Here is a 23,720-nt window from a genome sequence, read left to right on the forward strand (position 1 = left end):
GCCCCTTGCCTCTGCCCAGCCGGTGTCCGTCACCGATCACGTCTGCCACGATCAGACACATGAAGAATTTCGTAGTCAAGACGATCGCCAACGCGGGTGCGCTGGCCGTGGCCATCTGGCTGCTCCAGGACATCACGCTGACCGGCGGCAGCACAGGGCGCAAGATACTGACCCTGATCGTGGTCGCTCTTATCTTCGGCCTGGTCAATTTCTGTGTGAAGCCGGTCGTGAAACTGCTCACGCTGCCGCTGTTCATCCTCACCCTGGGGCTGATCACCCTGGTGGTGAACGCCCTGATGCTGATGCTGACCTCCTGGCTGGCCGGCATCTTCGATCTGAGTTTCCACGTCGACGGCTTCTGGACCGCCGTCCTCGGCGGGCTGATCATCTCGATCGTCTCCTGGGCGCTGAACGTCGTGCTGCCCGACGAGGACTGATCCGCGGACACCTGAAACAGTGAGGTCAGGACCGGTGACCGGCCGGGGAGAGAAGCGAGGACGCAGTATGAGCACCATGGGCGACGGAACCCGGGCGGTACGTGCCGGCCTGCCGGAACCGAAGCAGTACGAACCCACTCTTCCCGGTCCGGTCTTCGCCGCGCACTTCCATCTCTCCGGCGAGCCCACCGGCCCGTACACCTACGGCCGGGACACCAACCCGACCTGGACCCATCTGGAACGGGCCATCAGCGAGCTCGAGGCGCCGGGGGAGAGCGTCGAGACCACGGTCTTCGCCTCCGGAATGGCCGCGATCTCCGCCGTGCTGCTGTCCCAGGCGCGCAGCGGCGACGTGGTCGTGCTGCCCGACGACGGATATCAGGCGCTCCCGTTGGTACGGGCGCAGCTGGAGGCCTACGGGGTCGAGGTGCGGACCGCCCCGACCGGAGGCGATGCCCAGCTCGCCGTCCTGGAGGGCGCCAAGCTCCTGTGGATCGAGACCCCCTCCAATCCGGGGCTCGACGTCTGCGACGTGCGGCGGCTCGTCGAGGCGGCGCATGCGGCCGGGGCGCTGGTGGCCGTGGACAACACACTCGCCACTCCGCTCGGCCAGCGCCCGCTGGAACTGGGCGCCGACTTCTCGGTGGCCAGCGACACCAAGGGCATGACCGGCCACGGCGACATCCTGCTCGGCCATGTGACCTGCCGGGACGCCGAGCTGGCCGCGGGGGTCCGGCGCTGGCGCAAGGTCGTCGGTGCGATCCCGGGCCCGATGGAGGCCTGGCTGGCACACCGGTCGCTGGCCACGCTGGAGCTGCGGATCGAGCGGCAGTGCGCGAACGCCCTCACCCTCGCCGAGGCGCTCGCCAAGCACCAGGAGGTGACCGGGCTGCGGTATCCCGGGCTGCCCACCGACCCGTCGTACCCGAACGCCGTGCGGCAGATGCGGCGCTTCGGTTCCGTGGTGTCCTTCGTGCTGGCCGACCGGGAGACCGCCGAGCGCTTCCTCTCGGCGCTGCAGCTCGCCGAGGACGCGACCAGCTTCGGCGGCGTGCGTTCCACCGCCGAGCGGCGGGCACGCTGGGGTGGTGACGCCGTACCGGAGGGCTTCATCCGGTTCTCCGTCGGCGCCGAGAACCCGGCTGACCTGGTGGCCGACGTCGAACGGGCGCTGGCCGAGGCCGTGTCCGGCGGCTGAGCGGACGCGCCGGCAGCGGCCTGTGCGGTTCGGACGGTCCGAGCCTCCCCCCTCGTGGCTCGGACCGTCCCCGGCGCTCCGCCTTCTCCATGCGAAGAACCGTCTCGACAAGGCTAGTTGACTCTGCGTCAGTGTCCAATCACAGTAGCGGCAGCGACCTATCGACTTATTTATGGTTGTGCGGGTCCGACACGTCGTAACGGTGGGAGGGGACGGGGACATGGACGTGGCTCTGCTGCGCACCTTCGTCACCGTGCACCGGGCGGGCTCGTTCACCCGGGCTGCCGCGCTGCTCGGCCTCTCCCAGCCCGCCGTCACCTCGCAGATCCGCACGCTGGAGCGGCAACTGGGCCGACCGCTCTTCCTGCGAAGAGCCCGCGGCGTGACCCCCACCACCATCGGCGACGAACTCGCGCACCGGGCCGCTCCGCACCTGGACGCCCTGGTGGAGATCGCCGAGACGGAGCTCGACGAGGAGTCGGGGGTACGGACGCTGCATCTGGCCGGTCCGCCGGAGTTCACCTCGCTGCGGGCGCTGCCCGCGCTCACGCCGCTCATCGCCCAGGGGCTCGCCCTGCGCAGCTCGTTCTCCGCGGACACCGACGAGACGCTGGACGGCCTGGCCGCCGGACACCATGACCTGGCGATCGTGACAGCCCGCCCGCGCGGCGGACTGCTGACCTCGACTCCGCTCTGCGACGAGGAACACGTCCTGGTCGCCGCGCCCCGCTGGGCCGGGCGTCTCGGGCCGGGAACCTTGCGGCGCAACGGGCCGGTGGTCCTGGAGCAGCTGCCGGTCGTGGAGGTGCACGAGAGCCTGCCGCTCGTCTCCCGCTACTGGGCCGCGGTCTTCGACAGCCGGCCCGCAGCCGCCGGGGCCGTGATCGCACCGGATCTGCGGGCGGTCCTGGAGTGCACGGCAGCGGGCGCCGGGCTGGCCGTACTGCCGCGGTACCTCTGTGAGGGCGCGCTGGAACGGGGCGAGGTGGTGGCACTCCTCGACCCCCGGTGCCACCGCTGCGCACCTACTTCCTCGCCGCGCGAACCGGCACGCTCGCATTGCCGCATCTCGCTCGGGCGCACGAATGGCTGGTGCGTGCCGCAGCCGACTGGTGACCGCAGAGCGGTCCCCCGGCCGTCGGGTGTTTCAGAACCGCTTCCGCGGGCCACTCTCTTGCCATGACCGAACGTCCTGTGGTCAAGCGCACCGCACGCGCCATCCTGCTCGATGGCGATGACCTCATCCTCATCAAGCGCACCAAGCCGGGGGTGGACCCCTACTGGGTCACGCCGGGCGGCGGGGTCGAGCCCGAGGATGCGACCGTCGTCGACGCCCTGCATCGCGAGGTGGACGAGGAGCTCGGTGCCAAGATCACCGATGTGGTCCCCTGCTTCGTCGACACCGTGGAACACATCGAGGGCAGCGGGGTGAAGGGCGTCAAGGTCCAGCACTTCTTCGTCTGCCGGCTCGACTCGATGGACCTGTCCCTGCGCCACGGCCCCGAGATCGACGACCCCTGCGGGGAGTACGACATCGTGCGGGTGCCGTTCAGCCGGGTCGGGATCGCTGCCGTGCACCTGGTGCCGCTGTCATTGCGGCACTACCTGGACGGCAACATCGAGGGCGTCCGGGCGATGCACGCACCCGACCTGGGCTGATCCGCGCGCACGGTCTTGGTCGGGCCCCGGAAGCGTGGCGCGCTCTCCTTGGGGATCGGCCGTCGGCGTGGCTCGGTGCGGCCCTTGTACGCCGAGCCCAGTACGCGGGGATACTCCCCGCGGCAGATGACCGCGCACGCGGCTCCCCGCACCGTGTTTCACGTGAAACCACTCAAGCGTCGCCCCCGCCGAAGCCTTCTCGTCGCGCACGTCGCCGTATCCGTCAGCTGGCTCGGGCTCACCATCGGACTGCTGACACTCGGCATCAGCGCCTTCCTGACCGACGACCCGCTCACCGCGCAGGCCGCCACCCGAGCCATGAAGATCTTCGGGGACTGGCTCGTGGTGCCGATCGCGCTGCTCTCGCTGATCAGTGGCCTCGTGCTGTCGCTGCGCACACCATGGGGGCTCGCCAGGCACCGCTGGGTCTGGACGAAATTCTGGCTCACCCTGATCAGCACGGCGCTGTCGGTCTTCTCCTTGCGTCCAGGCATCAACGAGGCCGCGGAACGTGGCACTGCCGACATCAACCTGGTCGTCGCTCCGTCGGTGGCAACAGCGACCTACCTCTTCATCACAGCGATCTCGGTACTGAAGCCATGGGGCCCGACCCGGCGCGGCCAACGGCTGCGTGTCTCGGCCAGATCCGCTAAAGCGGTGGACGAGCGATCACTGCGTCGGACAGCCTGACCCCCATGCCCAGCTCACTGCCCCGCCCGCTCACCGATCTGCCCGTCAGGCGACTCACCCGGGATGATCTGGTCCCGTGCGCCGATCTCAGCGAGGACCGTGGCTGGCCACGCGACGAGCGCCGGTGGGGGCTGCTCCTTGCCGCGGGAACGGGCTACGGGATCGATGATCCCGGCGGAAAGGGCCTGATGGCGACCTGCGTGGTCACCTCGTACGGCCCGCGCCTGGCCACCGTCGGCATGCTGCTGGTCGCCGAACGCTACGCACGGCAGGGTGTCGCGCGGTACCTGATGGACCGGGTGATCGAGTCGACGGAGGGCACGCCTCTCACCCTCCACGCGACGGCTGCCGGGCGGCCGCTCTACGAAACGCTGGGGTTCGTCGCCATCGCCCGGACTCAGCGGGTGGGCGGGCATTTTCAGCCGACCGGCGAACCTGGCCGTAGGGACGAAGCTGTTCTCCCGGCCGACCGGCCGGGCCTTGCGGTCCGTGCTGCCGGGGCAGCAGACCTGCAGGCCATGCTCCGACTGGACGCGGACGCCTTCGGGCTCGACCGCACCCATCTCCTTACCCGGCTACCGGCCTTCGCCGACCATCTGCGGGTGGCCGAGGAGGACGGCGAACTCGTCGGTTACGCGGCTCTCTGGCCCAGCTCGGACAGCCACGTGGTCGGTCCGCTGATCGCGCAGGACACCGTGACGGCGCAGCTGCTCGTCACCTCGCTGGCCGCGGCGACGGACCGGCCGCTGCGCGCGGACATCGACGACCGCCACAAGGAACTGCTCGACTGGCTCGGGGAACACGGCCTGCGGCCCGGCACCGCGACCACGGTGATGAGCCTCGGGGTGGATCAGCAGCCGGGTTCCTGGGTTCGGCACTTCGCACCGCTGAGCGTGGCGACGGGCTGACGCCCGGGCTCCCCGCAAGACCGTTCCAGCCGCAGATGCCGGTTCCCATGCCCCGCCCTCCGGCCGCATGGGAACCGACTGCCGACGAACCTCGCAGGCTGGACGGGACCTCAGACCAGGCCGGCCACGGCAGCGGTCGCGAACCCGTGGTCCTGCTCGGGCGCACCGCCGCCGACGCCGACGGCACCGATCAGCCGGCCGTCCCGGTGGACCGGGACACCACCGGCGATGAACAGCAGCGGGCGGTCCAGCGCGGTCGGCAGGGTGTGGAAGAGACCGCCCGGCTGGACCGCGTCGACGAGATCGGCCGTGGGGGCGTCGAGCTGCAGCGCCGTGTACGCCTTACGGGTGCTGGTCTCACCGGCGATGAGAACGGCCCGGTCGTCGCGCCGGAAGGCCAGCAGGTGGCCGCCGGCGTCCAGGACGGTGACGGCGGCGGCGACGCCTGCGGCTTCGGCGGCCTTACGGGCTGCGTCGACGAGGGCTTCCGCGTCGAGCGTGGTCAGCGGGGCGACAGCGGCAGTGAGGGTGCTCATGGGGTGACTCCTTGGTGCGTTGCAGGGTGTGCGTGGGGGTTGTGGGAGTGGTGTCAGCGCCGGGCCGCAGCAGGTGCGGCGGCCGGCTCCGGGGTGTGGGAGGCGACGAGAAGGCTCCGGGAGGCCGTGCGGCGCTCCAGCGTGCTCGAGACGACGGCGAGCACCAGGGCGGATGCGGCGAGGACGGCGCCCACCCAGTTGGGTGCGGTGTAGCCGAGACCGGCAGCGATGACGATGCCGCCGAGCCACGCCGAGAGTGCGTTGCCGAGGTTGAAGGCGCCGATGTTCACGGCGGAGGCGAGCGTCGGGGCGCCCGCCGCCTGGTCGAGCACGCGCTTCTGCAGCGGGGGCACGGTGGCGAAGCCCAGGCCGCCGATCAGGACGATGGTGACGGCCGCCGCGATCTTGTTGTGTGCGGTCAGCGTGAACAGCGACAGGACCACGGCGAGGGCGCCCAGTGACACGTACAGCAGAGGCATCAGATGGCGGTCCGCGAACTTTCCGCCGAGCAGGTTGCCGCCGACCATGCCGAGCCCGAAGAGGACCAGCAGCCAGGTGACGGAGGAAGCCGAATAGCCGGCGACCTCGGTCATCATCGGTGTGATGTAGGTGATCGCGGCGAAGACGCCGCCGAAGCCCAGCACCGTCATCGCCATGGCCAGCAGGACCTGCACATTGCGGAAAGCCGCGAGTTCGTGGCGGAGCCTGACCCCTTCGGCGCGGGGCTGCTCGGGGACGAGCCTGGCCACACCGACGAGGCCGATGACACCGAGGGCGGCGACAACGAAGAACGTGGTCCGCCAGCCGACGCTCTGCCCGATGAAGGTGCCCAGGGGGACACCGACGACGTTGGCGACGGTGAGGCCGGTGAACATCATGGCGATCGCACCGGCCTTCTTGTGCGGGGCGACCAGGCCGGCCGCCACGACCGATCCGATGCCGAAGAAGGCACCGTGGGCGAGCGAGGCGATCACCCGGCCGGCGAGCATCACGCCGAAGACAGGCGCGGTCGCGGACACCACGTTGCCGATGACGAACAGCCCCATGAGGATCATCAGCATCCGCTTGCGGGTGACCCGGGTGCCGAGAACGGTCATCAGCGGGGCGCCCAGGACGACACCGAGCGCATAGCCCGTCACGAGGAAGCCGGCGGCCGGGATCGAGACCTGGAAGTCCGCAGCCACCTCGGGGAGCAGCCCCATGATCACGAACTCGGTGGTTCCGATACCGAATGCCCCGATGGCGAGGGCGAGGAGCGCGAGCGGCATGGGTTTCACCTTCCCTGAAGATTGCGTCTGCGCCTTACGAGCGTCCACAATAATTGCAGGCGCGGGCTAATTGCAAACGCGGGCTATTGCGCACGTCGCCTATCCTGGACGCAAGCAGCTCCGGCACGGAGGAGAGACCCATGACAGCGACGGACCCGGCCCTGACCGCCCTTTCCCAGGGCTGGTGTGCGCTCTCCCTGCTCCACGGGAAGATCGAGGCCCATATCGAGCGCGCCCTGCAGAGCGGACACGGCCTCAGCGTGCGGGAGTTCTCCCTGCTGGACGTCCTGAGCCGACAGCACAGCGGGCGGGGCGGGCATCTGCAGATGAAGCAGGTGGCCGACGCTGTCGTACTGAGCCAGAGCGCCACGACCCGTCTGGTCACCCGGCTCGAGGACCGCGGTCTGCTGACCCGGTACCTCTGCGACACGGACCGCAGGGGCATCTACACCGATGTCACCGAAGCCGGCCTCACCCTGCTCTCCGAGGCACGCCCGACCAACGACACCGCGTTGCGCACCGCCCTCGATGACGCAGCCAAAAACCCCGAGCTGGCTCCGCTCGTACGGACGGTCGAGGAGCTGAAGGTCCCCGTATAGCCCGGTTGCCGCCGCGTGGACCGACTCGGCTGCGTAGGCTGCTGATCATGAGCGATCTGGAAATACGGCCCGCGAGCAACGGCGACCTCTCCGCGATCGTGGCCATGCTCGCCGACGATCCGCTGGGCGCCGGGCGCGAGTCGCCGGACGACCTCACGCCGTACCGGGCAGCGTTCCAGCGGCTGGCGGACGACCCGAACCAGCACCTGGTGGTCGCCGTGCGCAGCGACCGGATCGTCGGAACACTTCAGCTGACCGTGATCCCCGGCCTCTCCCGACGGGGCTCGACCCGCTCCGTGGTCGAGGGGGTCCGGGTCCACGCGGACGAACGCGGCAGCGGACTCGGTACCCAGCTGATCCAGTGGGCCGTGGATGAATCCCGGCGCCAGGGCTGCCAGTTGGTCCAGCTGACATCCGACGCGACCCGGACCGACGCCCATCGCTTCTACGAACGGCTCGGCTTCGTGGCCAGCCACGTGGGCTTCAAACTCGCTCTCTGACCGCAGTCGGCACCCGAGGGGTGGAACGGTGCACCACATCAGCGACGAACAGCGCCGCTTCAGGCTCGCCAGACGTCACCTCCTGGCCCCCGGCGTGCAGGCGGAGTCCCCGGTCGCCGTGGCCGATGCCGTCGTCGCGCTGCATGCCACCGACGCCGCCACGGTCTTCCTGTCCGTCTGCGCCCGGCTCTGCACACCGAGCATCGCCGCAGTGGAGAAATCCCTGTACGAGGACCTCTCACTGGCCCGGCTGCTCTCCATGCGCAACACGCTTTTCGTCGTGTCACAAGAGCTGGCGCCACAGATCGAGGCGTCGAACGCGCGGGCCGTGGCGGCCAAGGAACGCCGGAACCTCCTCAAGCACCTGGCCGAGGACGGCAACGGGCTGGACGAGCGCTGGCTGGCCGCTGCGGAGAACAGCACCCTGGCGGCCCTGACCGCCCGCGGCACTGCCACCGGCAGCGAACTCTCCGCCGCCGTACCCGCCCTGCGCACGAAGATCACGGTGTTCCCCGGCAAGAAGCAGGAAACGGTGCAGGGGGTGGCCTCCCGGGTCATCCGGGTGCTGGCCGCCGAAGGCCGCATCCGCCGGGACCGGCCACGGGGTTCCTGGACCTCAAGCCAGTTCCGCTGGGCCGCTGCTGAGCCCCGCTCCGCGGCGGAAACGGCCGGTGCACAGGCAGAGCTGGCCCTGCGCTGGCTGCGCTCGTACGGCCCGGCATCAGAGGCAGACCTCAAGTGGTGGACGGGCTGGGGGCTCGGTCAGGTCCGCACGGCACTGGCAGCCGTCGGAGCCGAGGAGGTGCGGCTGGATGACGGCGCCACGGCCTATGTCGCGCCGGGAGACACCGGGACCGAAACAGCGCCGGAACCCTGGGCGGCTCTGCTGCCCGCTCTCGACCCGAGCGCCATGGGCTGGGCCGATCGCGGGTTCCACCTCCCGCCCGAGCACCGCGCAGCGCTTTTCGACCGCTCCGGCAACATCGGCCCCACCGTGTGGTGGAACGGCCGCATCGTGGGCGGCTGGGCCCAGCGCGCCACCGGCGAACCGGTCTGGCGACTGCTCACCGACACCGGCCGGGATGCCACCGCGGCAATCGAGCAGGAGGCATCTCGACTGGCGGGCTGGGTGGGTGAAGCGCGCATCACACCGCGCTTCCGCACGCCGCTGGAACGGGAGTTGACGGCCTGACGGGGCCGCCGCCCGTTTCACGTGAAACGGGGCGCTCAACTCCCCAGGCCGCGCCACCCCTCCTTGTCCACGCCACCCGGAACGGCGGCTGCGGGATCGTACGGCTCGCGCGTGAAGACGAACGATCCCAGGTCCAGATGGTTCACGCTGCCGTCGTCGTTCCGGACGATCCGCAGCGTCTCCCCCGCGTAGTAGCCGTCCAGTCCGATCCAGGTGCCGTCCGGCCGGGCGGTGAAGCGGGCTCCGCGGCCATCGCCACGGAGGCCGCGGAGTTCCAGCCCTCGGTCGGAGGTCAGACGCAGGAGGTTCGCTCGCGTGCCCCAGTACCAGGGGCCGGTCAGCGCAAGAAGTTCCGCGTCCACCTCGGGCAGCGGACGCCACGGCTCCGGGATGCGGGGCTCGGCCTCGGCGACGATACTCACGAGCTCGGCAGCCACTTCGCCGACCAGCGGCCCCGAAGTGGCGTTGGCGAAGGCCACGGCGGCCACATCGTCCTCGGCGCTGAACCACAGGGCGGCCAGGAAGCCGGGAAGCGACCCCGTGTGCCCGACGAGTGTGCGGCCGTTCCTCCGGACCACCTGGAGCCCCAGACCGTAGTGCCCGTCCCAGTCCCCCGACTCGGGCGGCGCGGACGGGTCCTTCATCTCCTGCACGGAAGCGGCGCGGAGCACCCGGTCGTCCCCCTCGGCGAGGAAGGCCGCGAAACGGAGAAGGTCGGCGGTGGTGGACCAGAGCTGGCCTGCCGGTGCCATCAGACCGAGGTCCTCGGCAGGTTCGGGCAGCATGACATCGGCCCACGGATGAACGGCCCAGCCGCCTGCGTGCGGTGCCTGGGGCTGCGGCCCCGTACGGAGCATGCCCAGCGGCTCCAGGACCTCGCTCCGCAGTACCTGCGCCCAGGGCGCTCCACGCATGGCCTCGATCAGCGCTCCGAGCACCGTGTAACCGGGGTTGGAGTAGTGGTGCCGACGACCGGGAGGGTGCATCCGGGTCTGGTCACCGAGCACATCGGCCAGGTCCGGCCGCAGGCTGCCGGGGGTCCGCTCCCACCACGGGGCGGGCGACTCGGCACCGAGACCCGCGCTGTGGCCCAGCAGCTGATGAATGGTGACCTCGCCCGCCCCCGTACCGGTCAGGTGCTTCTCCAGCGGATCGGCCAGGTCCAGCAGGCCTTCGTCACGCAACCGCAGAACCAGTACCGCGGTGAACGTCTTGGTGAGGGACCCGATCCTGAACTGCGTGTCGTCATCGGGAGCATGGCCGTCGACGCAGCTGCGGGAGCCGTTCCAGACGACCTGGCCCCGCCGCTGCACGGCGGCCACGAAGGAGGGTGAGCGGCCGTCGGCCTGGGCGGTGGCGATGCGGTGCAGGAGAGCGCGCTGGGTACCCGCAAGCAACTGTTCAGCAGGAGAAGTCATCGTCAACAACTACCGTCCGAACCTGTCCGGAGCGACCTCATTTCCGCGAGGACGTGCTCCGGTGGCGGAGTACGTGCGCAATGTCCGCCTGAATCCGGTCCGGAGGCACCCCATGGGCCTGCGGCCGCCCTGTTCCGCCGACGGTGAAGACCGGTCCGAGCGGGCTCGACGCTCACTACAGTCCGGGCTCATGACACCAGTGACCACGCGCGCGGTCGAATACCCGGCCGACGGCCTCACGATGATCGGACATCTCGCGCTCCCCGCCGGTGCCGACCGCGGGCCCGCAGTCCTGATCGGGCCCGAGGGGCCGGGCCTGAACGACTTCCAGCGCCGCCGGGCGGAAGCCCTGGCCGAACTGGGTTACGTTGCCCTGGCCTTCGACCTCCACGGGGGACGCTGGCTCACCGACCCACAGGAAATGCTGGCGCGCGTGACCCCGCTGCTCGCCGACCCCGACCGGATGCGGGCTATCGGCCGTGCGGCATCTGAGACCTGCGCCGGCGCCGGGACCGATCAGGTCTGCGCCATGTCCACGAAACGGGAGTAGTGCCCCTGGAAGGCGACGGTGATCGTCGCCGTCGGTCCGTTACGGTGCTTGGCGACGATCAGGTCCGCCTCGCCCGCCCGCGGTGACTCCTTCTCGTAGGCGTCCTCACGGTGCAGCAGGATCACCATGTCGGCATCCTGCTCGATGGAACCGGACTCACGGAGGTCGGAGACCATCGGCTTCTTGTCCGTCCGCTGCTCGGGGCCACGGTTCAGCTGGGAGAGCGCGATCACCGGCAGCTGGAGCTCCTTCGCCAGCAGCTTGAGGTTTCGGGACATGTCCGAGACCTCCTGCTGACGGCTCTCGGCACGCTTCGAGCCACCGGACTGCATCAGCTGCAGGTAGTCGATGACCACCAGCTTGAGATCGTTGCGCTGCTTGAGGCGACGGCACTTCGCGCGGATCTCCATCATGGAGAGGTTCGGGGAGTCGTCGATGTAGAGCGGGGCAGCGGAGACATCCGGCATCCGCCGCGCCAGCCGCGTCCAGTCCTCGTCGGTCATGGTGCCGGAGCGCATGTGGTGGAGCGCCACCCGTGCCTCGGCGGACAGCAGTCGCATCGCGATCTCGTTCCGCCCCATTTCGAGGGAGAAGATCACGCTGGGCAGGTTGCTCTTGATCGAGCAGGCCCGGGCGAAGTCCAGGGCGAGGGTCGACTTACCCATGGCGGGACGCGCCGCGATGACGACCATCTGGCCCGGGTGGAGGCCGTTGGTGAGGGCGTCGAGATCGGTGAAGCCGGTCGGCACACCGGTCATCTCGCCACTGCGTGAACCGATCGCCTCGATCTCGTCGAGCGCGCCCTCCATGATGTCGCCGAGCGGCAGGTAGTCCTCGCTGGTCCGCTGCTCGGTGACGGCGTAGATCTCGGCCTGTGCGGAGTTGACGATGTCGTCGACATCGCCGTCGGCCGCGTATCCCATCTGCGTGATCTTGGTGCCGGCCTCGACCAGGCGCCGCAGTACCGCACGTTCGTGAACGATCTCCGCGTAGTACGAGGCGTTGGCCGCGGTGGGCACCGACTGGACCAGGGTGTGCAGGTACGGAGCCCCGCCCACCTTGGTGATCTCACCGCGCTTGACCAGCTCGGCAGCCACCGTGATCGGGTCGGCCGGCTCGCCCTTGGCATAGAGGTCGAGGATCGCCTGGAAAACGGTCTCATGGGCGGGGCGGTAGAAATCGTGGCCCTTGATGATCTCCACGACGTCGGCGATGGCGTCCTTCGACAGGAGCATGCCGCCGAGGACGGACTGTTCCGCGTCGAGGTCCTGGGGGGGCACCCGCTCGAACTCGTGGGAACCGCCTTCCCAGCCACTGCTCTCCCGGCCGCGGTCGTGCTGCTCCACGCGGTCCCGGCCCTCGCTCCGGCGCTGGCGGGAGACAGGCAACCGGTCACTGGGACCGGTGTCGGCCCAGGGGTCATCCAAAGGCTCGGGAATGCTCATCCGGCCACCTCCTCCCGTCCGCTCCGCGGACCTAGCCGTGCCACTCTTTCTTACGGCACGGCACCGACAAACAAGACGCCCGACTCCGGTTCCGGTGTGTCGGGTTCTGCGGGTTTCCAGGGCCGAAACGGGGTGGGGGCGCCGCACCACGGTAGGCCGCCTGGCACCGTCAGCCAATCTGGTTATCCACAGGGCATGTGGACGACGGACCAGATGCTGTGGAGAACCCCCCGGAACCTGTGCACGGACCGGGGGACAGCACTGTGGACAAACTCATAGCGCCCCCAGCATCACGGCCCTGACCTGCACCTTCCCCATCCACCGGCTGTGGGGGAGAAAAACTTTCCGAGTCGGCGCAAGATCATGGCAACCCGCACACAGCAGAACACCGGACCGCAACAAATGTAAGGATCACTAAGGGATTGCATCCGTTACCTGTGGAAGATTAGATTGGCCCCATGACCCAGGCACCGGCGACCCCGCCACCCAGTCGCCGTCGGCACGACCGCGAGATCATCGCGCTCGCGGTTCCCGCCTTCGGCGCGCTCGTGGCCGAGCCCCTCTTCGTGATGGTCGACAGTGCCATCGTGGGCCATCTAGGCACCCCGCAACTGGCCGGCCTGGCGGTGGCCGCCGCCCTGCTGACGACCGCCGTGAGCATCTTCGTCTTCCTCGCCTACGCCACCACAGCCGCGGTAGCCCGACGGGTAGGAGCCGGGGACCTGGCGTCCGCGATCCGCCAGGGCATGGACGGGATCTGGCTGGCACTCCTGCTCGGCCTCGCCGTCATCGCTCTTGCGCTGCCCCTTGCCCCCTGGCTGGTGGGCGTCTTCGGCGCCTCCGACACCGCGGCCTCCTACGCCACCACCTATCTGCGGATCTCCGCCCTGGGCATCCCCGCGATGCTCGTCGTGATGGCCGCAACAGGTGTACTCAGGGGCCTGCAGAACACCCGCACCCCGCTCTACGTCGCCATCGGCGGGTTCGCTGCCAACGGAGCCCTCAATGCGGCCCTCGTCTACGGCGCCGGACTCGGCATCGCGGGATCGGCCTGGGGCACGGTGATCGCCCAGATCTCGATGGCGGCCGCCTATCTCATCGTGGTGGTCCGCGGTGCCCGGCGGCACGGCGCCTCGCTGCGACCCGACGCTGCGGGTATCAAGGCCAGCGCGCAGGCGGGCGTCCCCCTCCTGGTCCGTACGCTGTCGCTCCGCGCCGTCCTGCTCATCGCCACAGCCGTCGCCGCCCGGCTGGGCGACACCGACATCGCCGCACACCAGATCATTCTCTCGCTCTGGAGCCTGATGGCCTTCGCGCTGGACGCCATCGCCATCGCCGGGCAGGCCATCATCGGACGCTACCTGGGAGCCGACGACACAACGGGCGCACGCGAGGCCTGCCGCCGCATGGTGCAGTGGGGGGTCGCCTCCGGCGTGCTGTTCGGAGTGCTGATCATGCTGGCCCGACCCCTGTTCGTGCCCTTGTTCACCGGCGACCGCTCCGTCCAGGACACCCTCTTCCCTGCCTTGCTGGTAGTGGCCCTGACCCAGCCGATCGCCGGCGTCGTCTTCGTGCTGGACGGCGTACTGATGGGGGCTGGGGACGGCCCGTATCTGGCCTGGGCGATGCTCGTCACCCTCGCGATCTTCGCCCCGGCGGCCCTGCTGGTTCCCGCCCTCGGCGGCGGGCTCGCCGCGCTGTGGTGTGCGATGGCCCTGATGATGGTCGTTCGCATGGCGACGCTCTGGCTCCGTGCCCGATCGGGCAAATGGCTGGTCACCGGCGCCGCTCGCTGAGCCGCTGGATTCGCTGCCTGTTTCACGTGAAACAGGCAGCGAATCCCGACCGGTCCCGGACGCGGAAACGGCGAAGGGCCGCACCCCGAGAGGTGCGGCCCTTCACTGTTCTGCTGAGATGCGGCCTGATCAGGCAGCAACAACCTCGACGCCGAGCTTTGCAGCGACCTCGGGGTGCAGACGCACGGACACCTGGTGTCCGCCGAGCGTCTTGATCGGCGAGCCGAGCTCGACGCGACGCTTGTCGACGTCCGGACCACCGGCAGCCTTGATCGCCGAGGCGATGTCGGCCGGGGTGACGGAGCCGAAGAGACGGCCGGCGTCGCCGGAGCGAACAGCCAGACGCACCTTCACGGCCTCGAGCTTGGCCTTGATTTCGTTGGCCTGCTCGATCGTGGCGATCTCGTGGATCTTGCGGGCGCGGCGGATCTGCGCCACGTCCTTCTCGCCACCCTTGGTCCAGCGAATGGCGAAGCCACGCGGAACCAGGTAGTTACGGGCGTACCCGTCCTTGACGTCAACGACGTCGCCCGCAGCACCGAGGCCGGAGACCTCGTGGGTGAGGATGATCTTCATGATTCGGTCACCCTTCCCTTATCGCGCGGTGGACGTGTAGGGCAGCAGCGCCATCTCACGGCTGTTCTTGACAGCCGTGGCGACGTCACGCTGATGCTGCGTGCAGTTGCCGGTGACGCGGCGGGCACGGATCTTGCCACGGTCGGAAATGAACTTCCGCAGCATGTTCGTGTCCTTGTAGTCCACGTACTGGGTCTTGTCCTTGCAGAACGCGCAGACCTTCTTCTTAGGCTTGCGCACAGGCGGCTTCGCCATGGTGTTTCTCCTGTGTGATCAAGAAGTGGGGGTACGAGCTGCCCTAGAAGGGAGGCTCGTCCGAGTAGCCGCCGCCAGATGCACCAGAGCCGCTGGAACCGCCGGAGCTTCCGCCCCAACCGCCTCCGCCACCCTGCTGGCCCCCGCCCTGCTGGCCGCCGGCCGGCGCGCTCGTGGCCCACGGGTCGTCGGCGGGAGCACCGCCACCACCCTGCTGACCACCAGCACCGGGACCGCCGCCCCAGTTACCGCCACCCTGCTGACCGCCGCCGTATCCACCCTGGCCCTGGCCGCCCTGACCACCACGACCGGTGGTCTTGGTGACCTTGGCGGTGGCGCTCTTGAGACTGGGGCCGACTTCCTCGACGTCCAGCTCGTAGACCGTGCGCTTGACGCCCTCGCGGTCTTCGTACGACCGCTGCTTCAGCCGGCCCTGCACGACAACGCGCATGCCTCGCGTGAGCGACTCGGCGACGTTCTCCGCGGCCTGCCGCCAGACCGAGCAGGTGAGGAACAGGCCTTCGCCGTCCTTCCACTCATTGGTCTGCCGGTCGAAGATGCGGGGAGTGGACGCGACACGGAACTTCGCGACCGCCGCACCGGACGGGGTGAAGCGCAGCTCGGGGTCGTCGACGAGATTGCCGACGACCGTGATGACGGTCTCGCCTGCCATGGGTGAACCTCTCGGCGGGGATTGCTTCTGGCTGCTTGCTGCTACTCGAACCCGATGACCACTGAGCTAGAAGCTCAGTGGATCTCGGGACGGAGGACCTTGGTCCGGAGGACCGACTCGTTCAGGTTCATCTGGCGGTCGAGCTCCTTGACGACTGCAGGCGCGGCCTGCAGGTCGATGACCGAGTAGATGCCCTCGGGCTTCTTCTTGATCTCGTAAGCGAGCCGACGACGGCCCCAGGTGTCGACCTTCTCAACCTTTCCTTCGCCCTCACGGACGACGGAGAGGAAGTTCTCGATCAGCGGGGAGACTGCTCGCTCCTCGAGATCGGGGTCGAGGATGACCATCACCTCGTAGTGACGCATGTGGAACCCACCTCCTTTGGACTCAGCGGCCACGGTCGTTCCGTGGCAGGAGGGTCGTGATGCGTAAGCAACAGTGTCTCCGAGTAAAACAGCCGCCACTGACAACGCCCTCCTTCGAGAAGGGGCTGACTGTGCTGGCCTGGGCAGACACCGGTGCAGACCGTACAGCGTACCTGCAGAAAGGCTTCCGGTTGAAATCCGGTGGTCAGGAGACGCAATCTGTACACATCGGGTGTGAGCGGCGCCACGATGCGCCGCCTTTCGGCCAGGAGGTACTCCATGGCACACGCAGTGCGACCCCGCTCTTCCGTTTCGCTCTTCGCCACGGACGGCAAGTCCCATCCGCTCCAGGACACCCTGGTGGCGGTAACGCTGGCGATGGGCGTCCTCGCCTTCGTCACGGCGATGTTCCACAGCCTGCATCTGATCAGCTCGTGGGCCGGACTGATCGGGTTCCTCACAGGCGCTTACGGGCAGTACGTGTCCGTGACCACACGGGAGAGGTTCCCGCTGATCCTCGGTATGGGCGCCTCTGCCATCGGTTTCTACCTCGGCATGGCCCACGGCGGCCTCTTCGGCGGCGTGGTGGGCTGAGCACGGCAGGACCACAGCAGCCTCGGCACATGCCGGGGCGGCACCGCACCCGTAAGGGGCCGCCCCCGGGCCGAGGTACCGGAAACGTCCAGGTACGACGGGGCCAGACCGCGCGCTTCCCGGTCACAGTAGGCTTCGGCGCGAGAGCCGGAGCCCCTGACCGATGGGGACACACCTGCCGAGGAGCGCCCCGCATGAGCCTGACCCTGAGGACCATCAGCCGCGAGCAGCATCTGGCGTACATCCAGAGTCTGCCCGCGGCCAGTCACATGCAGGTGCCGGCATGGGCGGATGTGAAGGCCGAGTGGCGCTCGGAGAGCCTGGGCTGGTTCGACAAGAACGGTGAGCTCGTCGGCGCCGGCCTGGTCCTCTACCGCCAGCTGCCCAAGATCAAGCGATACCTCGCCTATCTGCCCGAGGGCCCGGTCATCAACTGGTACGCCCCGAACCTGGCCGACTGGCTGCAGCCGATGCTGACGCACCTCAAGCAGCAGGGTGCCTTCTCCGTGAAGATGGGCCCGCCGGTCGTCATCCGCCGCTGGGACGCCGCCGCCATCAAGGCCGGCATCCAGGACCCGGACGTGAAGCGCCTGCGCGACGTCGAGGCCACCCACATCGAGCCGCGTGCCTTCGAAGTCGCGGACCGGCTGCGGAAGATGGGCTGGCAGCAGGGCGAGGACGGCGGTGCCGGGTTCGGTGACGTGCAGCCTCGCTACATCTTCCAGGTGCCGCTGGCGAACCGTTCGCTCGAAGACGTCCACAAGGGCTTCAACCAGCTCTGGCGACGCAACATCAAGAAGGCCGAGAAGGCCGGCGTCGAGGTCGTCCAGGGCAGCTACGCCGAGCTCGCCGAGTGGCAGCGGCTCTACGAGATCACGGCGGAGCGTGACCACTTCCGCCCTCGCCCGCTCGGCTACTTCCAGCGCATGTGGACGGCCCTCAACAACGAGGACCCCAACCGGATGCGGCTCTACTTCGCCCGTCACGAGGGTGAGAACGTCGCGGCCGCGACCATGCTGATCGTCGGCGGACACGTCTGGTACTCCTACGGCGCCTCCGCCAACCACAAGCGCGAGGTCCGGCCCTCGAACGCGATGCAGTGGCGGATGCTCCGCGACGCGTACGCCATGGGCGCGACCGTCTACGACCTGCGTGGCATCTCGGACTCGCTGGACGAGACCGACCACCTCTTCGGCCTGATCCAGTTCAAGGTGGGTACCGGAGGCCAGGCGGCGGAGTACCTCGGCGAGTGGGACTTCCCGCTCAACAAGCTGCTGCACAAGGCGCTCGACATGTATATGTCCCGCCGCTGATCCGTGGCGCAAGGCTGACGAAACCGGCTTCATTCGTTTCAATGGGCTCTTCAAGAAGCTCTTCACACCCCTGACACCGCAGCCACCAGAAAGGTTCCGGACCGGCCATGGCGCTCTCCCTGTACGTCGACACCGCGCGCTGGCGGGCGCACCAGAAATCCGTTCTCGACCAGTTCCCCGGACTCGTTCCGGTCTGCAAGGGCAACGGGTACGGCTTCGGCCACGAACGGCTGGCCGACGAGGCGATCCGCTTCGGCTCCGACACACTCGCGGTCGGCACCACCTACGAAGCAGCCCGGATCAAGGACTGGTTCAGCGGCGACCTGCTGGTGCTCACGCCGTTCCGGCGGGGCGAGGAGCCGGTGCCGCTGCCCGACCGGGTCGTCCGTTCCGTGTCGTCCGTGGACGGGGTGCACGCCCTGGTGGGCGCCCGGGTCGTCATCGAGTGCATGAGCTCGATGAAGCGTCACGGGGTCAAGGAGGAGGAGCTCGGGCAGCTGCACGCCGCCATCGAGGACGTGCGCCTCGAAGGGTTCGCCCTGCACCTGCCGCTGGACCGGACGGACGGCTCCGACGCGGTCGAGGAGGTCATCGCCTGGATGGACCGACTCCGCGCCGCCCGGCTGCCGCTGCACACGATGTTCGTCAGCCACCTCCGCGCCGAGGAACTGGCCCGGCTTCAGCAGCAGTTCCCGCAGACCCGTTTCCGGGCCCGCATCGGGACACGCCTCTGGCTCGGCGACCACGAGGCCACGGAGTACCGGGGTGCGGTGCTCGACGTCACGCGCGTCGTCAAGGGCGACCGGTTCGGCTACCGCCAGCAGAAGGCCGCCTCCGACGGCTGGCTGGTGGTCGTCGCGGGCGGTACGTCGCACGGCGTGGGCCTGGAGGCCCCGAAGGCACTGCACGGCGTGATGCCGCGCGCCAAGGGGGTCGCCCGTGCGGGCCTGGCCACCGTCAACCGCAACCTGTCGCCGTTCGTCTGGGCCGGCAAGCAGCGCTGGTTCGCCGAGCCGCCGCACATGCAGGTGTCGATCCTGTTCGTGCCCTCGGACGCCGAGGAGCCGAGGGTGGGCGACGAGCTGGTGGCCCACCTGCGCCACACGACCACCCAGTTCGACCGCCTCGTCGACCGCTGAGCCGCCCCGGCCGCCGGGCATCCGGCGGCCGCCGAGGCGCCCCTGCCGTCGCGGGACTCAGTCGGCGGCCGGTGCGCCCCGCGTGCCCCACTCCACGCGCGGTCCGGCGACCATGAGCGCGGCATGGCGCGGCGGATGCGCCGCCGCGTACCCCAGTACGAAGACGTCGTCCGCCCCGTCGAGCACCCCGCCCGAGGGATCGTCCGATCCGTCGCGCCGCACACCGTCGCGCTCCGGCATCAGGATGTCCCGTACGACAATGGCGCAGAGGTACAGCGTGCCCAGCAGGTGCAGGGCGATCGCCAGCTGGTAGCCCTCCGTCGGCAGCCCCTGGTGCTTGTCGCCGCTCGTCGTGTACGCGAGGTACAGCCAGATCCCCAGGAAGTACATGACCTCGCACGCCTGCCAGATCAGGAAGTCCCGCCAGCGGGGCCTGGCGAGCGCGGCAAGGGGATCAGCCAGAGCACGTACTGCGGTGAATAGACCTTGTTGACGAGGATGAACACCGCGACGACGAGGAACGCGAGCTGCGCGAACCGGGGCCTGCGCGGCGCCGTCAGCGTCAGTCCGCCGATGGCGGCACACAGCGCGACCGTCGCCAGCGTCGACACGGTGTTGACCGTGCTGACCTCGATGGACGCGCCGGTGCGCTGGGTGATGATCAGCCAGAAGGACCCGAAGTCGATCGAGCGCTCCTCGCTGAAGGTGTAGAACTTCTTCCACCCCGCGGGCGCGAACACCATCACCGGCAGGTTGACCACCAGCCAGGATCCCGCCGCGCCGAGCGTCGCCACCCAGAACTCCCGCCACTTGCCCGCACGCCAGCACAGCACGAAGGCCGGGCCCAGCAGGAGCACGGGATACAGCTTGGCGGCCGTGGCCAGCCCGATCAGGATGCCGAACGCCAGCGTCCGGCTCCTGGACCACATGAGCATCGCCGCGGCCGTGAGGGCGACGGCCAGCAGGTCCCAGTTGATCGTGGCGGTGAGGGCGAAGGCGGGCGCGAGCGCCACCAGGAGGCCGTCCCAGGGACGTCGCCGGTGCGTGCGGGCGACACACACGGCGATGATCGCGGTGCAGATCATCAGCATGCCCGCGTTGACCAGCCAGTAGGCCTGCTCCTGGTGCTGGATCGAGCCGCCCGGGGTCAGCCAGGACGCGATCTGCATGAACACACCCGTCAGGACGGGGTACTCCAGGTACTGCATGTCGCCGGGCAGCCGGTCGAAGTACGGCAACAGGCCCTCCGAGAAGCCGCGCCCCGAGTACAGGTGCGGGATGTCGGAGTAGCAGGCGTGTGTGTACTGGGACCCGGCGCCCTTGAACCACGCCCAGTTGTAGCAGGGCAGCTTCTGCACCATGCCGAGCGCGAACATCCCGAGCGCCACCAGCGCAACGGCGCCCACGGGCGTGAGCGCGGTGCTGCCGAGACGCGACCAGCGCCCCGACTGCCCACCGATCAGCTCGCTGCCGGCCGCGGCGACCTCGTCCTGGCGCGTGGGCCGTACGACGGACTGTTCCTGATGCACGCTCGTGTCCTCTGCACTTGGCATGCCGCACATCCTGCCGTACGGGGCTGTGGAAACGACGAGGGCCGCCGCACCCTGTGGTGCGGCGGCCCTCGTCACTGCCCTCGGATCACCTCGCACCGGCCTACCGGCCGGGTGAGGGTGCTGCTGCCGGGCGCTACCCGGCAGGGCCACCGAAGATGTTGCCGTTCCCACCGCCTCCGTCACCGGGGGGCGGACTGGAGCCGGTCCCGCCGTTACCCCCTGTAGCGCCGTTGGAGGTGCCTGGCGTACCGCCCGTGTCCCCGCCGGTCGTGCCCGGGTCGGTGCCGCCGTTGTCCGTGCCGTCGGACGTGCCGCCGGTGTTGTTCTGGCAGTCCCAGTCCCACGTGCCGCAGCTCTCGGACGGATCGGGTGTCGGAGCCGAATCACTCGGTGTGGGCGTGGGGGACGGCGTATCGGACGGGGTCGGGGAAGGCGTCACGCTCGGCTTCGGCCGGGGGCTGCTCGCGCCGCCGCCGTAGACCTTGTCGCCGATCGGCTCCGGCGTCGGGAACGACACTGCCTTGTCGTCCTTCACCGCTTCGGCCATGTAGTCGTGCCAGATCCGAGCCGGGAAGGAGGCGCCGTGGATCTTCTCCTCACCGCCGGTCCCGTACATCTTCTCGAACTTGCGGTTCTTGTGCTTCTCGTTGTCGTCCAGCCGGTACATGCTGATCGCCGTCGACAGCTGCGGCGTGTAGCCGACGAACCAGGCCGAGAGGTTGTCGTCCGTGGTACCCGTCTTGCCCGCCACGTCGCGGCCCGGGAGCTGGGCGGGCGTGCCCGTTCCGTGCTCGACGACGTTCTTGAGCACGTCGGTCACGTTGTCGGCCACGGCGCTGTCGAAGGCTGTCTTGGTGACCGTCTTGTGCCGGTAGTACGTCTCACCCTTGTACTTCACCTCGCTGACCGAGAACGGCTCGCGCTGCTTGCCGCTGGCAGCGAACGTGGAGTACGCGCCGGCCATCCGGATCACGCTCGGCGAGGACGTGCCGATGGAGAACGACGGCACGTTCGAGTTCGCCATGTTGGCGTCGTCCTTCAGGCCGGCCGCGATGGCCGCTTCCTTCACCTTGTCGGTGCCCACGTCCATCCCCAACTGCACGTACGGGGAGTTGGCCGACACCTCCATCGCCTTGCGGAGGGTGATGTTGCCCTCGGAGTGGTTGCCGTCATTGGTCTGCAGCCACTCCTCACCCTTCTCGTTCATCCAGATGTCACCGTTGTACTTCTTGATCCGCAGCTTGTTGTTGCCGTTGTAGATGCTCAGCGGCGAGACCTTCGTACGCTCCGAGTCATCCTGATCCGCATCGAGCGCGGGGTTGCGCTTTCCGTGCTCCATCGCGGCAGCCAGCACGAACGGCTTGAAGGTCGAGCCGACCGCGGCACCCGTCGGGTCGGCGTTGTTCGTGTAGTGCTTGGTCGCGTCCACGCCACCGTAGATCGCCTTGATCGCACCGGTCGCCGGATCGACCGACCCGCCACCGAACTGGACGTGGGTGTCCTTGGTGGGCCGCTTCTTGGGGTCGATCCTCTCGTCGTAGACCTTCTTGACCGCGTCGTTGAGCTGGTTGACCTTCTTCTCGTCGAAGGTCGTGTGGATCTCGTAGCCGCCCCGGCCGAGCATCTCGGCGGTGATGTCGGTGTTGGCGAGGACGTTCTTCCTCGCGAGTTCGACCAGGTAACCGGTCTGCCCGCCCAGCTGCGCGTCCTTCTTCGGCAACTTGGGCATGGGGAATTTGTTCCGGTACGTGTCGCGCTTGGCCTGCGTCATCCGGCCGTCCTTCACCTCTTCGTCGAGGATCCAGCTCCAGCGCTTCTTCGCCCGCGCCGTGTTCATCTTCGCCGTGGCCTGCACCGAGTCGACCTCGGGGGCACCCGCCGGGTCGTAGTAACTGGCGCCCTTGAGGAGCGTCGCCAGGAAGGCGCACTCGCTCGGGTCCAGGTCCTTGGCGTCCTTGCCGTAGTACGTGCGGGCCGCAGCCTGGAGACCCGAGGCGCCCCGTCCGTAGTAGGAGACGTTGAGGTACCCGGCCATGACCGTCTTCTTGCTCTCCTGCTTGCCGACCTTCAGCGTGATGAAGAGCTCCTCGAACTTACGGCTCAGGGTCTGTTCCTGGGAGAGCCGCGAGTTCTTCACGTACTGCTGGGTGATGGTCGAGCCACCCTGGGTCTCGCCGCCCTTGGCCATGTTGTACACGGCCCGGGCGATACCCATCGGGTCGATGCCCTTGTCGTGCTCGAAGGACTTGTTCTCCGCCGAGATGACCGCGTTGCGCATCGCCTCGGGAATCTGCTCGTAGCCGATCTCCTGCCGGTTGACGGCACCGCCGGTGGAGACCATCGGCTTGTTGTTCGCCCAGAAGTAGACGTTGTTCTGCGCCTTCGCGGCTTCGTTCACCTCAGGCTTGGCGACCATCGCGTAGGCGAGGCCGGCCAGGCCCATCAGAAGGCCGAGGAAGCCGAGGCACAGGCTGGAGACGAGCTTCCAGGACGGCACCCAGCGACGCGCGCCGTACTTACCCGCGCGCGGGTAGTCGATGAAGCGCTTCTTGGCCGGGCGCTGGTTTCCGCGCCCGCGGCCCCGGCCGGGGCCCTCCGGGCCGCCGTCCCCGCCGCCCCGGCCTCGGCCGCCCCCGTCGGAGCCGCCACGGCCGCCACCACCGCCGCGCTGGGCGGCGCGTCTGGCAGCGGCGCGCCCGCCGTACGGGGCTTCCTCGGCGTAGGAATCGGAAGGTGACTCTGAAGTTACTCCGCGTGACGGCTCTGCCCGGCGTCCTGAGGACTGCTGGCCGGCTCGTCTGGCCGCGGCGCGCCCGCCACCTTGCGGCTGCGGCGTTTTGCGACGGTGCTCGCTCATCGAACGACTACTCCTCGGGCAGGCAAGAACGCCTGGAAGCGGCAGTTGAGATCCGGTCCCCCCGAATTACGGACCAGCCCTGCGAGAGGCTCATCCGCAGCGCATCCGATCAGTCCGCGAAGACTGACGCGGCCGGGCGTCACACGGTTACCGGTGGTCTGCATGCCGCACAGACTACGCACGGTCAAAACCCTCCTAG

The 23,720-nt window shown here is 68.9% G+C and carries 21 protein-coding genes and 3 pseudogenes; 14 read left to right on the top strand and 10 right to left on the bottom strand.

Features of this window, described 5'->3' with window-relative positions; all coding sequences use genetic code 11:
• The first annotated feature begins 59 nt into the window (after positions 1–59).
• From LNW71_RS14940 to LNW71_RS14965, 6 genes and pseudogenes are all read left to right on the top strand, one after another.
• Entirely contained in the window at positions 60–437 is a 378-nt protein-coding gene (locus tag LNW71_RS14940) for a phage holin family protein (protein ID WP_250968673.1), read from the top strand.
• A gap of 67 nt (positions 438–504) precedes the next feature.
• Entirely contained in the window at positions 505–1,635 is a 1,131-nt protein-coding gene (locus tag LNW71_RS14945; RefSeq protein WP_250968674.1) for a cystathionine gamma-lyase, read from the top strand.
• A 220-nt stretch (positions 1,636–1,855) separates the two neighbouring features.
• Positions 1,856–2,751: pseudogene (locus LNW71_RS14950) on the top strand (LysR family transcriptional regulator).
• Between the two features lie 63 nt (positions 2,752–2,814).
• A complete protein-coding gene (locus tag LNW71_RS14955) occupies positions 2,815–3,294 on the top strand; it encodes an NUDIX hydrolase (RefSeq protein WP_250968675.1) in 480 nt (159 codons plus the stop codon).
• 162 nt (positions 3,295–3,456) lie between these two features.
• Positions 3,457–3,984 carry a DUF2269 domain-containing protein gene (locus LNW71_RS14960; protein WP_250968676.1) on the top strand — a complete coding sequence of 176 codons (528 nt, stop codon included), beginning with the start codon at positions 3,457–3,459 and terminating at the stop codon, positions 3,982–3,984.
• A gap of 5 nt (positions 3,985–3,989) precedes the next feature.
• Entirely contained in the window at positions 3,990–4,892 is a 903-nt protein-coding gene (locus LNW71_RS14965) for a GNAT family N-acetyltransferase (protein WP_250968677.1), read from the top strand.
• 110 nt (positions 4,893–5,002) lie between these two features.
• On the opposite strand, the gene LNW71_RS14970 is transcribed toward LNW71_RS14965, so the two are convergent.
• Positions 5,003–5,428, bottom strand: coding sequence for a heme-binding protein (locus LNW71_RS14970; protein ID WP_250968678.1), 426 nt, complete (start codon positions 5,426–5,428; stop codon positions 5,003–5,005).
• Between the two features lie 53 nt (positions 5,429–5,481).
• Positions 5,482–6,696 (bottom strand): MFS transporter, encoded by a 1,215-nt coding sequence (locus LNW71_RS14975; RefSeq protein ID WP_250968679.1) that lies wholly within the window; start codon positions 6,694–6,696, stop codon positions 5,482–5,484.
• 140 nt (positions 6,697–6,836) lie between these two features.
• Between LNW71_RS14975 and LNW71_RS14980 the strand changes: the two genes are divergently transcribed.
• The 3 genes from LNW71_RS14980 to LNW71_RS14990 are packed head-to-tail and all read left to right on the top strand — an operon-like array spanning position 6,837 to position 8,987.
• Positions 6,837–7,295 carry a MarR family transcriptional regulator gene (locus LNW71_RS14980; protein ID WP_250968680.1) on the top strand — a complete coding sequence of 153 codons (459 nt, stop codon included), beginning with the start codon at positions 6,837–6,839 and terminating at the stop codon, positions 7,293–7,295.
• Between the two features lie 47 nt (positions 7,296–7,342).
• Positions 7,343–7,795 (top strand): GNAT family N-acetyltransferase, encoded by a 453-nt coding sequence (locus tag LNW71_RS14985; protein WP_250968681.1) that lies wholly within the window; start codon positions 7,343–7,345, stop codon positions 7,793–7,795.
• 28 nt (positions 7,796–7,823) lie between these two features.
• On the top strand, positions 7,824–8,987 hold the full coding sequence (locus LNW71_RS14990; RefSeq protein WP_250968682.1) for a winged helix DNA-binding domain-containing protein: 1,164 nt from the start codon (positions 7,824–7,826) through the stop codon (positions 8,985–8,987).
• A gap of 35 nt (positions 8,988–9,022) precedes the next feature.
• Here the strand turns inward: LNW71_RS14990 and LNW71_RS14995 are convergent, their stop codons facing one another.
• The gene (locus LNW71_RS14995) at positions 9,023–10,405 is read right to left on the bottom strand and encodes a serine hydrolase domain-containing protein (protein WP_250968683.1); all 1,383 of its coding nucleotides are present in this window, start codon (positions 10,403–10,405) and stop codon (positions 9,023–9,025) included.
• Between the two features lie 190 nt (positions 10,406–10,595).
• On the opposite strand from LNW71_RS14995, the pseudogene LNW71_RS15000 reads away from it, so the two are divergent.
• Positions 10,596–10,892: pseudogene (locus tag LNW71_RS15000) on the top strand (dienelactone hydrolase family protein); the annotation flags it as partial.
• Positions 10,893–10,921: 29 nt separating this feature from the next.
• Here the strand turns inward: LNW71_RS15000 and dnaB are convergent.
• Positions 10,922–12,382, bottom strand: a complete 1,461-nt coding sequence (gene dnaB / locus LNW71_RS15005; RefSeq protein ID WP_250972013.1) for a replicative DNA helicase — start codon at positions 12,380–12,382, stop codon at positions 10,922–10,924.
• A 476-nt stretch (positions 12,383–12,858) separates the two neighbouring features.
• Between dnaB and LNW71_RS15010 the strand changes: the two genes are divergently transcribed.
• On the top strand, positions 12,859–14,196 hold the full coding sequence (locus LNW71_RS15010) for an MATE family efflux transporter (protein WP_250968684.1): 1,338 nt from the start codon (positions 12,859–12,861) through the stop codon (positions 14,194–14,196).
• A gap of 129 nt (positions 14,197–14,325) precedes the next feature.
• Here LNW71_RS15010 and rplI read toward each other — a convergent pair whose 3' ends face one another.
• The 4 genes from rplI to rpsF form a co-directional block, all read right to left on the bottom strand.
• Complete coding sequence (gene rplI / locus LNW71_RS15015) at positions 14,326–14,772, bottom strand: 50S ribosomal protein L9 (protein ID WP_250968685.1); 447 nt, start codon at positions 14,770–14,772, stop codon at positions 14,326–14,328.
• Between the two features lie 18 nt (positions 14,773–14,790).
• Complete coding sequence (gene rpsR, locus LNW71_RS15020; RefSeq protein ID WP_003967857.1) at positions 14,791–15,027, bottom strand: 30S ribosomal protein S18; 237 nt, start codon at positions 15,025–15,027, stop codon at positions 14,791–14,793.
• 43 nt (positions 15,028–15,070) lie between these two features.
• Positions 15,071–15,700, bottom strand: coding sequence for a single-stranded DNA-binding protein (locus tag LNW71_RS15025; RefSeq protein WP_250968686.1), 630 nt, complete (start codon positions 15,698–15,700; stop codon positions 15,071–15,073).
• Between the two features lie 74 nt (positions 15,701–15,774).
• Positions 15,775–16,065, bottom strand: a complete 291-nt coding sequence (gene rpsF, locus LNW71_RS15030) for a 30S ribosomal protein S6 (protein ID WP_250968687.1) — start codon at positions 16,063–16,065, stop codon at positions 15,775–15,777.
• Between the two features lie 279 nt (positions 16,066–16,344).
• On the opposite strand from rpsF, the gene LNW71_RS15035 reads away from it, so the two are divergent.
• From LNW71_RS15035 to LNW71_RS15045, 3 genes are all read left to right on the top strand, one after another.
• Positions 16,345–16,659: a hypothetical protein gene (locus LNW71_RS15035; RefSeq protein ID WP_250968688.1), complete on the top strand. Its 315-nt coding sequence runs from the start codon at positions 16,345–16,347 to the stop codon at positions 16,657–16,659.
• 194 nt (positions 16,660–16,853) lie between these two features.
• Complete coding sequence (locus tag LNW71_RS15040; protein WP_250968689.1) at positions 16,854–17,972, top strand: peptidoglycan bridge formation glycyltransferase FemA/FemB family protein; 1,119 nt, start codon at positions 16,854–16,856, stop codon at positions 17,970–17,972.
• Between the two features lie 107 nt (positions 17,973–18,079).
• Positions 18,080–19,111: an alanine racemase gene (locus LNW71_RS15045; RefSeq protein ID WP_250968690.1), complete on the top strand. Its 1,032-nt coding sequence runs from the start codon at positions 18,080–18,082 to the stop codon at positions 19,109–19,111.
• A 57-nt stretch (positions 19,112–19,168) separates the two neighbouring features.
• Here LNW71_RS15045 and LNW71_RS15050 read toward each other — a convergent pair.
• Positions 19,169–20,664 (bottom strand): annotated as a pseudogene (locus LNW71_RS15050) (glycosyltransferase family 87 protein).
• Between the two features lie 133 nt (positions 20,665–20,797).
• Entirely contained in the window at positions 20,798–23,521 is a 2,724-nt protein-coding gene (locus tag LNW71_RS15055) for a transglycosylase domain-containing protein (RefSeq protein ID WP_250968691.1), read from the bottom strand.
• Positions 23,522–23,720 lie beyond the last annotated feature (199 nt).

Origin of the sequence: Streptomyces sp. RKAG290, assembly GCF_023701695.1 — a bacterium.
Lineage (GTDB): Bacteria > Actinomycetota > Actinomycetes > Streptomycetales > Streptomycetaceae > Streptomyces.

What these genes read in the sequence shown, in the direction of transcription:
- LNW71_RS14940 (WP_250968673.1), top strand. Translation starts at nt 60, where the DNA reads ATGAAGAATTTCGTAGTCAAGACGATCGCCAACGCGGGTGCGCTGGCC.
- LNW71_RS14945 (WP_250968674.1), top strand. Translation starts at nt 505, where the DNA reads ATGAGCACCATGGGCGACGGAACCCGGGCGGTACGTGCCGGCCTGCCG.
- LNW71_RS14955 (WP_250968675.1), top strand. Translation starts at nt 2,815, where the DNA reads ATGACCGAACGTCCTGTGGTCAAGCGCACCGCACGCGCCATCCTGCTC.
- LNW71_RS14965 (WP_250968677.1), top strand. Translation starts at nt 3,990, where the DNA reads ATGCCCAGCTCACTGCCCCGCCCGCTCACCGATCTGCCCGTCAGGCGA.
- LNW71_RS14970 (WP_250968678.1), bottom strand. Translation starts at nt 5,428, where the DNA reads ATGAGCACCCTCACTGCCGCTGTCGCCCCGCTGACCACGCTCGACGCG.
- LNW71_RS14975 (WP_250968679.1), bottom strand. Translation starts at nt 6,696, where the DNA reads ATGCCGCTCGCGCTCCTCGCCCTCGCCATCGGGGCATTCGGTATCGGA.
- LNW71_RS14980 (WP_250968680.1), top strand. Translation starts at nt 6,837, where the DNA reads ATGACAGCGACGGACCCGGCCCTGACCGCCCTTTCCCAGGGCTGGTGT.
- LNW71_RS14985 (WP_250968681.1), top strand. Translation starts at nt 7,343, where the DNA reads ATGAGCGATCTGGAAATACGGCCCGCGAGCAACGGCGACCTCTCCGCG.
- LNW71_RS14995 (WP_250968683.1), bottom strand. Translation starts at nt 10,405, where the DNA reads ATGACTTCTCCTGCTGAACAGTTGCTTGCGGGTACCCAGCGCGCTCTC.
- LNW71_RS15010 (WP_250968684.1), top strand. Translation starts at nt 12,859, where the DNA reads ATGACCCAGGCACCGGCGACCCCGCCACCCAGTCGCCGTCGGCACGAC.
- rplI (WP_250968685.1), bottom strand. Translation starts at nt 14,772, where the DNA reads ATGAAGATCATCCTCACCCACGAGGTCTCCGGCCTCGGTGCTGCGGGC.
- rpsR (WP_003967857.1), bottom strand. Translation starts at nt 15,027, where the DNA reads ATGGCGAAGCCGCCTGTGCGCAAGCCTAAGAAGAAGGTCTGCGCGTTC.
- LNW71_RS15025 (WP_250968686.1), bottom strand. Translation starts at nt 15,700, where the DNA reads ATGGCAGGCGAGACCGTCATCACGGTCGTCGGCAATCTCGTCGACGAC.
- rpsF (WP_250968687.1), bottom strand. Translation starts at nt 16,065, where the DNA reads ATGCGTCACTACGAGGTGATGGTCATCCTCGACCCCGATCTCGAGGAG.
- LNW71_RS15035 (WP_250968688.1), top strand. Translation starts at nt 16,345, where the DNA reads ATGGCACACGCAGTGCGACCCCGCTCTTCCGTTTCGCTCTTCGCCACG.
- LNW71_RS15040 (WP_250968689.1), top strand. Translation starts at nt 16,854, where the DNA reads ATGAGCCTGACCCTGAGGACCATCAGCCGCGAGCAGCATCTGGCGTAC.
- LNW71_RS15045 (WP_250968690.1), top strand. Translation starts at nt 18,080, where the DNA reads ATGGCGCTCTCCCTGTACGTCGACACCGCGCGCTGGCGGGCGCACCAG.
- LNW71_RS15055 (WP_250968691.1), bottom strand. Translation starts at nt 23,521, where the DNA reads ATGAGCGAGCACCGTCGCAAAACGCCGCAGCCGCAAGGTGGCGGGCGC.